Origin of the sequence: Paenibacillus sp. VTT E-133291, from assembly GCF_002264395.1 — a bacterium.
Lineage (GTDB): Bacteria > Bacillota > Bacilli > Paenibacillales > Paenibacillaceae > Paenibacillus_AQ > Paenibacillus_AQ nitricinens.
This window is the reverse complement of the sequence record NZ_NFVA01000138.1, coordinates 1-11,289: the sequence shown is the minus strand read 5'-3', so window position 1 is coordinate 11,289 and position 11,289 is coordinate 1. Positions and strand designations below refer to the sequence as shown.

Sequence of the window (11,289 nt, the reverse complement as noted above, 5' to 3'; positions counted from 1 at the left end):
TCCTGGGAGAGTAGGACGTTGCCAAGCACACGAAGCCATTGTTGATTTATCAACAATGGCTTTTTTGTTCCCTTTATCGGTTGATTTAAATAATGTGGATAAGTTATGGGGAAATAACAAAAAAATAAAAGTTACTAACATGTGGATGAAATAATTAAATTTATTCATAATTGAAAGTAGTCCCCATTTTATGTGGATAGAGCAGTGGTATATGTGGATACTTCAAATAAATGCAAGGATTTTTTGCATTATAGGGGGATAAACAATGGAGAACCATACTAATCTTGTGTGGATAGAGCAATTTTCTGTACATGCGAGTGACACGGATTATCGCTCAAAAGCGAAGTTATCCTTTATTTTGGATGTAATGCAATGCGCAGCGGACTTCGCCGTGGGTAATTTGGGGATAAGTGTAGAAGAAATGCTGAATGCAGGAATGGGCTGGATGATGATTACGTTAGATCTTGATTTTAAGCGTATTCCTCGCCCAAATGATGTGCTTAGTGTACATACCTGGAGTAAAGGTACCAAAGGGGCTTTATGGCAACGGGATTATCGTATTTTGGATGCAGATCATATAGAGATTGCCAAAGCGCGTTCTATATGGGCTTTAGTAGATATTGAGAAGAGAAAGATACTCAGACCGAACGCTCTTCCAGTTCAAGTTAAGCATTATAATGGCGATTCAGTAGGCGATATGCCTGTTAAGGTAACGATCCCTACTGATATTACTATGGAAGAAGCTTATCGGTATCAGGTAAGATATAGTGGGCTGGATAGCAACGGACATTTGAATAATGCCCGATACGGAGATTTATGTTGTGATGCACTCAGTTTAGCGGAATGGGATAATGCGGAGTTCACACGCTTCCGGATTACTTATCTACAAGAAGCTAAGTTTGGGGATGAACTGGTCATTTTACGTTCAGCTGTAACGGATGATGGTATATATGTCCGTGGCCAGAATAGTGATATTGTATTTTTTGAAGCATGTATTGAGTTGAAAGATATGAATAAGTAAAAAGTTTATAAATATGGAATATTATTATAAAAGCGATTTGTCCGAGCATCAATCGGGGCAATCGCTTTTTTATTTGAATATAGTTGATGATTTTAACATATTTGGAATAAATCTTTGAGCCTGTCACAATTCAAGAGTCTACATTCGTTATATAGTTGTAGTCAATAACAAGGAGGTGATTCTTTGGAACATCGCAGCCCCGGGGTCCCTGTGAATCAAACGTTAATTGAAGAGGCTATAAGTCAGGTTCTTGAAGGCAACCGAGAAGCCTATAGAACTATAATACAAGCCTACGAAAGAAAGATTTATACGTATTGTTATTATATTTTAAGAAGTCATGAAGAAGCAGAGGATGCTGTGCAAGATATATTTGTAAAAGTGTATCAGGAACTCAGACGTTATGAGAAACGAGTATCTTTTAACGCATGGCTTTATAAAGTGGCCTACCATCATTGTCTGGATCAGATTCGTAAACGCAAACGACGAAAGCGTCTGTTGTCGCTATATAAAGAACAGCAGCCCAAAGCCTATTATAATCCACACGACGAGGAACTTTTGCAGAAGTTATTTATGGATGGCCTGACAGCCGAAGAGAGTAATCTACTGATTCTTAAGGTGGTTGAGCAGTACAGTTTTGAAGAAATGAGTCAGATTATGGATTGTAATTCAGCTACTTTACGCAAGAAATTTGAACGTCTACGCAAAAAGTTGATCCGGCAAAGAATGAATGAAGGAGGTAGCCCTCATGGAGAAATGGCAAGATCGAACTGAAAGTGAGAAGATGGAGTACATTCGCCAAACATTCCAAAATCATGAAATGCCGGTAGACAGTTTCAGTGATTTAATTATGAAGCGAATAGGAGACGAGGGAATGGAAAAACGAGCGGTAAGAATAGGTGGAAAAAACCTCCTGAAAAAATCACTGGTGGTTGCCTCGGCAGTAGCAGTGTTGGGTGCGGGTATAATCGGTAGCGGATTTGTATCCCCAGTCATGGCTGAAACGTTGAAGCAGATTCCTGTTGTAGGAAGTATTTTTAAGGGTATTGACGATAAAGGTCTTAATGCTGCTGAGGAAAAAGGATTATCTACTGCCCCGAACCAAAGCGTTACCCATGATGGAGTGACCTTAAAGGTTACCGATGCATATTATGACGGCTCGCGGTTGGCTTTTGCGATTGAACGGGAGGGCATTGATAATGATAGGATGATGGCAGAGATGATTATTGAACCGATTGAGTTCGATCCAGAGGTAATAGAACAGCAGTATGCGAAAGTGACAATGAACCAGTCCGAAAGAGGGTTGTTGGGTTCAGCAGAAGTGAAGTTGCCGAATGGGAAAGAACTGGAGAGCCAAATGTCGTCTTCTGGTGATGTTGAGGGGAAAAAGAATGCTATTTTATACGATTATAGAAATCTAAATAATGTAGAGGCATTGGGGAATGAATTTGAATTAAGCATCACTGTGCCGGTTACACAAATCGCAGAGCCTTTTGAAATCAAGGTGCCGGTGAAAAAAGTAACGGAAGGAATTATCAAGCTTGATCTGAACCAAACAAAAGAGGCAGAAGAATTCAGTTATACGATTACCAAACTGGAATTAACTCCAGCCACAAGCAGATTACAGCTCAGGGAAGAAGGTAAAGCGCCAACTGTGAAAGAAAAGGATGGATACACAACCTCTGAAATGTTCTATGAAATTGTTGATGAACTAGGCAATGCATTTTCTTCGAGTGGGTCATTCAACTTGCCGGCTATAGTCTATCCTATGGTAGACAAAGATTTCAGTCCGTTCCCGCAAACACCAAAAACAATTACAGTTAAGCCGTTTACTTACTCCATTGATGAGAGCCATAAAGAATTAAGAGATGAAGAAGGAAAACAAGTTAAACATTATTATCCGGAGCTTGAACAAACGATTCAGGTAGAGCAATAGTAGCTATTAATCCCATAAGCAAAAAAAGTCCGTGTCTGCATAGCAGATACGGATTTTTCTAATGGAATGAAGATTTCACTCACTGAGTTTTCGTTGTTTGATTTATTTAGTGTATAACGGAGTGACCCGGTAGGGCCTGACGATATTTGCTAACATTCATTTAATGATATAATGAAATTTGATGTGGAAAGGGGAGCATTATGAAGACATTAGTATTGGCGGAGAAGCCGTCTGTTGCACGCGAGATCGCACGGGTCATGGGATGTAATAATAAACAGAAGAGCTATATTGAAGGTCCAAAATATGTGGTTACTTGGGCACTGGGTCATTTAGTCGGCCTGGCAGAGCCTGAAGATTATAATAAAAAGTTTGCAACTTGGGCCTTGGAGGATCTGCCGATTTTACCGGAGAAGGCAAAGCTGAAGGTGCTGCGTGAGACCAACCAGCAATACAAAGCTGTTCAGCATCTAATGAAGCGTCAGGACATTGAGGAGCTTATTGTTGCGACAGATGCTGCCCGTGAAGGGGAACTGCTGGCTCGCTGGATTATGAATATGGCAGGGTGGAAAAAGCCATTCCGGCGGCTATGGATATCCTCACAGACTGATAAGGCAATTAAAGAGGGATTCGCAAAGCTCCGCCCCGGTCGGGAATTTGATCGTCTGTATGAATCTGCACGTTGCCGCGCAGAGGCGGATTGGATGATTGGACTGAATGTCACGAGAGCACTGACATGTAAGTTCGGTTCGCCGCTCTCCGCAGGGCGGGTACAAACGCCGACATTAGGGATGATCATGGATCGTGAACAGGAGATTACGGGTTTCCGTTCCGTTGATTTTGAGACGCTGACTGCTGATTTTGGAGATTTCCAAGCGGCATGGCGGGCCAGTAACGGCGATGGTCGGATATTTGAAAAGGATAAGACGGCAAGTCTAAAGGATAAGCTTACTGGACGCAGCGGCCGTATTATTAAGGTACAAAAGAGTGAGAAGAGCGAACCTCATCCACTCGCTTATGATCTGACTGAATTGCAGCGTGATGCGAACCGGAAGTTCGGCTTCTCCGCGAAGCAGACCTCCAGTGTGCTTCAGCGGTTATATGAGCAGCATAAGCTTGTCACTTACCCGCGTACGGACAGTCGTTACTTAACATCAGATATGACGGGCACACTCAAGGAAAGACTGGATAGTGTTGCGGTCGGTCCATATGCAGCGTTAGCACGTCCATTGCTGCGCAAGCCGCTGCCGATTACGAAGCGGATCGTGGATGATAGTAAAGTAAGTGATCACCACGCTATTATTCCTACAGAGCAGACTGTGTTGCTAAATGGGCTGAGCACTGAGGAACGTAAGCTGTATGATCTGATCGTGCGGCGTTTTATCAGCTTGTTCTACCCACCCGCTCGTTATGATGCGGTAGCTGTTACTGTCAACGCGGAGGGCGAGAGCTTCCATGTCAAAGGAACAACAGTAAAAGATGCCGGCTGGCGTGAAGTGTACGGCGGAGATATGAGTAACGATGATGACGAGGAAGCATCGGACGAGCCAGCAGCTGGCAGTGTAAAGCTGCCTGAGCTGCGCGAAGGGGCAACTGTCACGATTGGCCGCTGTATGGTGCGTCCTGGACGGACACAACCACCGATGCGTTATAATGAAGCTTCGCTTTTGACGCAAATGGAGAAGCATGGACTGGGAACCCCGGCGACGCGTGCGGATATTATCGAGAAGCTGGTTAGCTCCGATACCATTGAACGCCAAGGGAATCTGCTGCATCCGACTGGTAAAGGCAAGCAGCTTATTGAGTTGGTATCCACACAGCTACGGACACCAGATTTAACCGCGCGCTGGGAAGCCGAGCTGGAGAAAATAGCGCGTGGTCAAGGCAAGCCGGAGCTCTTCTTGCAAGGCATCCACAGTATGGCACAGGAGCTGGTAACTGGCGTCAAAACTAGTGGAGCAGAATATAAACCGCATAATGTCTCGAACAGTAATTGTCCGGAATGCGGTACAAGACTGCTGGAGAAAAAGAGCAAACGTGGCAAGCTGCTTGTATGCCCTGCAGATAACTGTGGTTATACCCGTGCCGGAGAGAAAAGACTATCGAATCGCCGCTGTCCACAGTGCCATAAGAAAATGGAGCTCAAAGAGGGTAAAGCAGGCATGTTCGTACAATGTTTGGGCTGTGGAATCACAGAAACCTTGGATAAGGATCATAAGCATGTGAATAAACGCGAACAGCAAAAACTGGTACAGCAATACAGTAAGCAAGAAAGCATTGGCTCTAACCTTGGGGAACTGCTGAAAGCAGCGCTTGAAGGGCAAAAGAAGGATAAGTAGAAAGCTTCGAATATATTGTAATTATGAAGGCTGCTGAGCGTGCTCAGTAGCTTTTTTTCTGTTTACGTAAGTTTTTGTAGTCTACGGATAGGCTTTGAATTAGAATGTTAAGCAAATACATAGAGCAGGTGATGAGGGTGGAAGCTCAGCAGGTGAATCAATTGAAAGCAGCAGATCGTCCACAGGCACAGGGTGGGAGCAGGTTGTTCTTTCTATTTATTGTATTTATGTTCTGGTTCTCTTCTTATATTTATGTTCCGGTGCTTTCACCTTATGTGGAGTATTTGGGAGCATCATATTTTATGGTGGGCATGGTGCTTGGCGTATATGGGTTAATGCAGATTCTGTTCCGACTGCCGATTGGCATCGGTTCAGATTATTTAAATCGGAGGCGTCCGTTTATCTACCTGGGACTGATTGCGAGCGGAGCCAGCTGCTTTCTTTTTATGTGGGGAGCACAGCCTGGTTGGGCATTGGCAGCACGTGCAGTATCCGGTATAGCGGCTTCCGCATGGGTGGTGTACACTGTGATGTTTGCGGGATATTTCCCGAAAGAAGAAGCTGGAAAAGCGATGGGCATGCTGCAATTCACTACGGTAATCGCCCAATTGTCCAGTATGATGATTAGTGGTTACATGGTGGAGCATTGGGGCTGGAACACCCCGTTTCTGATTGGCGGAATTGTAGCTATTGCGGCGCTGCTGCTTGCTCTACGATTGCCTGAACAAAAACAGGAGAAACGTCAAAATGCGATCCAGATCAAGGACCTGGCAGGTGTGATGAAGGAGCCACTTCTGGTAAGAGTCTCACTGCTGTCTGTATTGGCACACTGTGTGCTATTCATAACGATGTTCGGCTATACGCCAAACCAAGCCCTGAATATCGGAGCAAGCAAAGAAAGCTTGGGCTGGCTGACGCTCGCTTTTATGATTCCGCATGCAATCGCGACGCTATATGGTTCACGGACATTTGGAAGGCTGCTAGGAGACAGGGGGACACTTCTCTTAGGCTTTGCCGGGAGTGCGTTGTTTACACTTCTTATTCCTTCTATGCCCACGTTAGCGATGCTCTGTCTGACTCAGATAGGAAACGGATTTATGCAGGGACTTATTTTTCCATTGCTGCTAGGCAAGTCGGTATCCGAAGTAGATCCATATAAACGCGCAACAGCTATGGGTTTCTATCAGGCTGTCTATGCGGTAGGTATGTCTGCGGGACCGTTCGTGGCAGGCTGGATGAGTGCTGTGTATGGTTTGACTGGAGGGTTCTGGCTAGGCGGGATTGCTGCGGCGCTTGCTGCGGTATTGTCATGGGTATGGATGAAGGATGCACAGAAGTGAGACAAAAAAGGCAGATAGCGAAGTTATCAGCACGTGTAAGGATGATTGGTTTTTTGAGAAAAAGAGGAATATAATAGAGATAGATAGGAAGCAAGGAGGAGCCCGGGAGAATGGTCAAGGTTATAATGTTGTGGTTTGTGGTAATTAATATAATCGGGTATGTCGTCATGTCCGAAGACAAGAACAAAGCCCGTAAACGGCGAGAACGTGTCCCTGAGAAGACGCTTTTTCTGCTGGCAGCTATGGGCGGGGCATTAGGCGTACTGATTGCCATGTATCGTAAGCGCCACAAGACGCGACATATGTCCTTTAGGATCGGAATTCCCTTTCTTCTGTTGCTGAATATTTTTTTGTACAGCTATTTTTTAAGGTGATAGTCATTATGATTACAAACTAGAAAAAGAGGTGGCGTACATGTTATTCTCTAAAATTTTACTCGCCTATGATGGATCTAAGGCTTCTAATCAGGCTTTGGAGCGCGCAATTGAACTCGCAAAAGTAACGCCGGGCTCTACGATGCATGTCGTACACGCATTTGAATTCCCAAGATTTTTTATCGGAGAAGCTCTAGCACCACTGCCAGCTTCAGTGAATAAAGAATACTATGATTTAGCAGTGCAGACCACGGAAGAAGTAAAGGGACGTCTTGAGGCTGAAGGCTTGCATGCTGAGGTTGAGCTTTTACAAGGATCTCCTGCTGAAGTGATTTTGAAATATGCTAAGGAACATGCGATAGATGTAATTGTTATCGGCAGCCGCGGACTTGGCGGAATACGTGAATTTGTTCTGGGAAGTGTGAGCCACAATGTAGTGCAAAGTGCCCGCATTCCAGTGCTGGTAGTGAAATAATATAAAGTTAAAGGGACGCTTATGGCGTTCCTTTTTTCATTGTTAAGAAACTATAAGACGGAATGTAAAGCCATAAAGGGATGATATGTATTCGAATGAGGCCTAATCTACACTTAATATAACATCTGTTGTTAGAGCGAAGAGTGTACGGAAAGAAGTCTCTATCAGCAGAATTAAAGGCTATTGAGAATTTAAATGAGCTAAAAAGCGAACATTTATTATTACGCATTTATCAATGTTCGTGTTTGAGTTGACATCCTGTGTAGGGGATTGTTAAACTGATGTCATGAGCAACTCGTATAAAACCGGGAATATGGCCCGGAAGTTTCTACCCGGGAACCGTAAATTACCGGACTACGAGGAAATAGGATAATAGAATGCAGCAATGCATGCGGTCCGGGTAACGGAGTGATGCATGATGTCGTTTTCCGCCGCTTCATGGCAGTCTAGTGATAGGCACGCGGATTATTTTTTCCTAATTTCTTTACTAGTCCGATCCTCCCGCAGCAAAATGCGTCTGGTCATCGGGCTTTTTTTATTCGAATTTACAAGATAAAGATATCCATACTAGTGACTGGAAGGTAGGTCGAATCATGTCTGTACAGGTAGCTGTTATCATGGGCAGTAAATCGGATTGGGACACGATGGAGCACACTTGTGCGGTGCTTGAAGAGCTGGGATTATCTTATGAGAAGAAGGTAGTATCTGCGCACCGGACGCCGGACTTAATGTTCAGCTATGCGGAGGAAGCAGCGGGCCGGGGCATTCGCGTTATTATTGCAGGAGCGGGTGGCGCTGCGCATTTGCCGGGTATGGTGGCTGCAAAGACGATCCTGCCTGTGATTGGAGTGCCAGTGCAGTCGAAGGCGCTTAATGGGTTGGATTCGCTTCTCTCCATCGTACAGATGCCAGGAGGCATTCCAGTGGCAACGGTAGCCATTGGTAAGGCAGGAGCCATTAATGCAGGTCTCCTGGCCGCACAGATCATCGGAGCGTTCGATCCGGAAGTGCAGCAGCGCGCGCAGCTGCGCCGGGATGCGATCACGGACGAAGTGCTTGAAAGCAGCGACAGCTTATGAGACCGGAGGAGCTGAAGCTGCAGGAGGCTGGCGGCGCTAATTCGCCAGCCGCTATGGATGCGTCCGGCACGGACACCGTCCGGACGCTGCTGCCCGGCGCGACCGTCGGCGTGCTCGGCGGCGGGCAGCTCGGGCGCATGATGGCGCTGGCCGGCAGCGCCATGGGCTACCGCTTCGTGGCGCTGGACCCTGCGCCGGATGCGCCTAGCGGTCAAGTCACGCCGCAGATTACAGCGGCGTATAACGACCGGGACGCGGCGCGGGAGCTAGCCCGCCGCGCGGACGTCATCACGTACGAGTTCGAGAACGTCGACGCGGGCGTTGCCGCGCTGTTGACGGAGGAATCGTACGTGCCGCAGGGCAGCGCGCTGCTGTATACGACGCAGCATCGGCTGCGCGAAAAAGCCGCCATCGAGGCGGCAGGCGTACCCGTCGCCCCGTACCGGAAGGTGGATAGCCTTGTGGATCTGAAAGTGGCGGCGGCTGAACTTGGACTTCCCTGTGTGCTGAAGACCGCCACAGGCGGATATGACGGCAAAGGCCAGGCTGTGATCCGTCAGGAAGAAGAGCTGGAAGAAGCCTTCCGCCAGGTAGCACCCGGAGCCGTTGTACCGGAGCTGGTGCTTGAGAAGTTCATAGCTTTTAAGTGTGAAATATCCGTTGTTGCCGCACGCAGTGCTTCTGGAGAGGTTAAGAGCTTCCCACCGTCGGAAAATATTCATGTGAATAATATTTTGCATCTGTCCATTGTGCCTGCAAGAGTGTCAGAAGAGATTCAGCGGAGAGCATGCGAGTTGGCAGAGACATTAATCGCTGGACTAAATGCGGTTGGACTACTGGCAGTAGAAATGTTCGTCACAGAGGATGGACAGTTGTTCGTCAATGAGCTGGCACCAAGGCCGCATAATTCGGGGCATTACACTATGGACGCTTGCACGACTTCTCAGTTTGAGCAGCATGTCCGGGCAATTTGTAATCTGCCGCTGGGCGACACAACGCTTTTGACACCTGTAGTTATGGTAAATGTACTGGGTCAGCATTTGGATGGCGCCATTAAAGCGACCTGTACACAGGACGAAAAAGATAATAAGCTGGGTGTTGTACCTAAGCTTCATATATATGGCAAGACTGAGAGTAAGACCGGCCGCAAGATGGGCCATATCAATCTGCTCTGCAAGGATACCGGAGACGGCTTGTCCTGGGTGGAGCAATCTAAACTTTGGAGGAACTAAAGAATATGATCGAACGTTACAGCAGACCTGAGATGCGAGCTATTTGGACGGAGGAAAATAAATTCAAAGCGTGGCTTGAAGTTGAGATTTGTGCTTGTGAAGCATGGGCTGAGTTGGGAGTCATCCCGCACGAAGACGCAGCTAAACTGCGTAAGGACGCTAAATTCGACATCGCACGCATTGATGAAATAGAACAAGAGACTCGTCATGACGTTATCGCCTTTACACGTGCGGTTTCCGAGAGCCTTGGCGCAGAACGCAAATGGGTTCACTACGGTCTTACTTCTACTGACGTGGTAGATACAGCACTGGGTTACTTGCTGCGTCAAGCGAATGAGATTCTAGAGAAGGATATCATCAACTTTATTGAGATCCTTAAAGACAAAGCGGTTGCTTACAAAGATACGCCGATGATGGGCCGTACGCATGGTGTTCATGCTGAACCAACTACTTTCGGTCTGAAAATGGCGCTGTGGTACGAAGAAATGAAACGTAATTTGGAGCGTTTCCGCCATGCAGCGAATGGTGTGCAGTTCGGTAAAATCTCCGGTGCCGTTGGTACTTACGCTAACATCGATCCTTTCGTAGAAGAATTCGTTTGCCGTAAGCTCGGTACAAGCCCAGCTCCAATCTCTACACAAACTCTGCAGCGTGACCGTCATGCTGAATACATGGCTGCTCTTGCTTTGGTAGCGACTTCGCTAGACAAATTCGCTACTGAAATCCGTGCCTTGCAAAAGAGTGAGATTCGCGAAGTCGAAGAAGCTTTTGCAAAAGGTCAAAAAGGTTCATCCGCTATGCCGCATAAACGTAATCCGATCGGCTGCGAGAACATTTCCGGTCTGTCCCGCGTTATTCGCGGACATATGGTTACAGCTTACGAGAACGTACCGCTCTGGCATGAACGCGATATCTCGCACTCCTCTGTGGAACGTATTATCCTTCCGGATGCGACAATGCTGCTCAACTACATGCTGAACCGTTTCGGAAACATCGTGAAGAACCTGACTGTATTCCCAGAGAACATGAAGCGTAACATGAACCGTACGTTCGGCGTTCCTTTCTCTGGTCGGATCTTGACTAAATTGATCGACAAAGGTCTCAGCCGTGAGCAAGCGTACGATACCGTTCAACCTCGTGCTATGCAAGCATGGGAAGAGCAAAAACAATTCCGCGATATAGTGGAAGCTACACCTGAGATCACTAATGTTCTTACCCCAGAAGAAATTGAAGATGCATTTAACCCTTCTTGGCACCTTAAGCATGTGGACACCATCTTCCGCAAGCTAGAGCTTATCTAAAAAATAGGTGCGTTAATGGTTGGGTCGATAAGGAACGAATTCCTCGGAATGAGACCTTAGAGATCCTAAAAAGATAAGTTAGTGGTGAACTAAGGAACGCTGCAATAAATGCAAAGCTGGATGGGGGAGCACTGTAGAGGAGGTTTGGAACTGTAGAAGCGTCAGCGTTCGCCTTTATCCTCGGATTTCTACCGCGAG

10 protein-coding genes and 1 riboswitch are annotated in these 11,289 nt (G+C 46.6%); all 10 genes read left to right on the top strand.

Features of this window, described 5'->3' with window-relative positions:
* The first annotated feature begins 265 nt into the window (after window positions 1-265).
* The 10 genes from CA598_RS29765 to purB all read left to right on the top strand — a co-directional run bounded on the left by CA598_RS29765 (window position 266) and on the right by purB (window position 11,091).
* The gene (locus CA598_RS29765) at window positions 266-1,021 is read left to right on the top strand and encodes an acyl-[acyl-carrier-protein] thioesterase (RefSeq protein ID WP_094878812.1); all 756 of its coding nucleotides are present in this window, start codon (window positions 266-268) and stop codon (window positions 1,019-1,021) included.
* Between the two features lie 183 nt (window positions 1,022-1,204).
* Window positions 1,205-1,792, top strand: coding sequence for an RNA polymerase sigma factor (locus CA598_RS29760; RefSeq protein ID WP_094878811.1), 588 nt, complete (start codon window positions 1,205-1,207; stop codon window positions 1,790-1,792).
* Window positions 1,767-2,954, top strand: a complete 1,188-nt coding sequence (locus tag CA598_RS29755) for a DUF4179 domain-containing protein (RefSeq protein WP_179283796.1) — start codon at window positions 1,767-1,769, stop codon at window positions 2,952-2,954. The genes CA598_RS29760 and CA598_RS29755 overlap by 26 nt, the downstream gene beginning before the upstream one ends.
* Window positions 2,955-3,154: 200 nt before the next feature.
* A complete protein-coding gene (locus tag CA598_RS29750; protein WP_094878809.1) occupies window positions 3,155-5,290 on the top strand; it encodes a DNA topoisomerase III in 2,136 nt (711 codons plus the stop codon).
* A gap of 137 nt (window positions 5,291-5,427) precedes the next feature.
* Window positions 5,428-6,630 (top strand): MFS transporter, encoded by a 1,203-nt coding sequence (locus tag CA598_RS29745; protein ID WP_256990705.1) that lies wholly within the window; start codon window positions 5,428-5,430, stop codon window positions 6,628-6,630.
* Window positions 6,631-6,740: 110 nt separating this feature from the next.
* Entirely contained in the window at window positions 6,741-7,004 is a 264-nt protein-coding gene (locus CA598_RS29740; RefSeq protein ID WP_094874602.1) for a DUF1294 domain-containing protein, read from the top strand.
* A 40-nt stretch (window positions 7,005-7,044) separates the two neighbouring features.
* Complete coding sequence (locus tag CA598_RS29735) at window positions 7,045-7,479, top strand: universal stress protein (RefSeq protein WP_094874601.1); 435 nt, start codon at window positions 7,045-7,047, stop codon at window positions 7,477-7,479.
* A 275-nt stretch (window positions 7,480-7,754) separates the two neighbouring features.
* Window positions 7,755-7,856: riboswitch (purine riboswitch) on the top strand.
* Between the two features lie 216 nt (window positions 7,857-8,072).
* Complete coding sequence (gene purE / locus CA598_RS29730; protein WP_094878807.1) at window positions 8,073-8,558, top strand: 5-(carboxyamino)imidazole ribonucleotide mutase; 486 nt, start codon at window positions 8,073-8,075, stop codon at window positions 8,556-8,558.
* 53 nt (window positions 8,559-8,611) lie between these two features.
* Window positions 8,612-9,790 (top strand): 5-(carboxyamino)imidazole ribonucleotide synthase, encoded by a 1,179-nt coding sequence (gene purK, locus CA598_RS29725; RefSeq protein WP_094878813.1) that lies wholly within the window; start codon window positions 8,612-8,614, stop codon window positions 9,788-9,790.
* 5 nt (window positions 9,791-9,795) lie between these two features.
* The gene (gene purB / locus CA598_RS29720) at window positions 9,796-11,091 is read left to right on the top strand and encodes an adenylosuccinate lyase (RefSeq protein WP_094878806.1); all 1,296 of its coding nucleotides are present in this window, start codon (window positions 9,796-9,798) and stop codon (window positions 11,089-11,091) included.
* Window positions 11,092-11,289 lie beyond the last annotated feature (198 nt).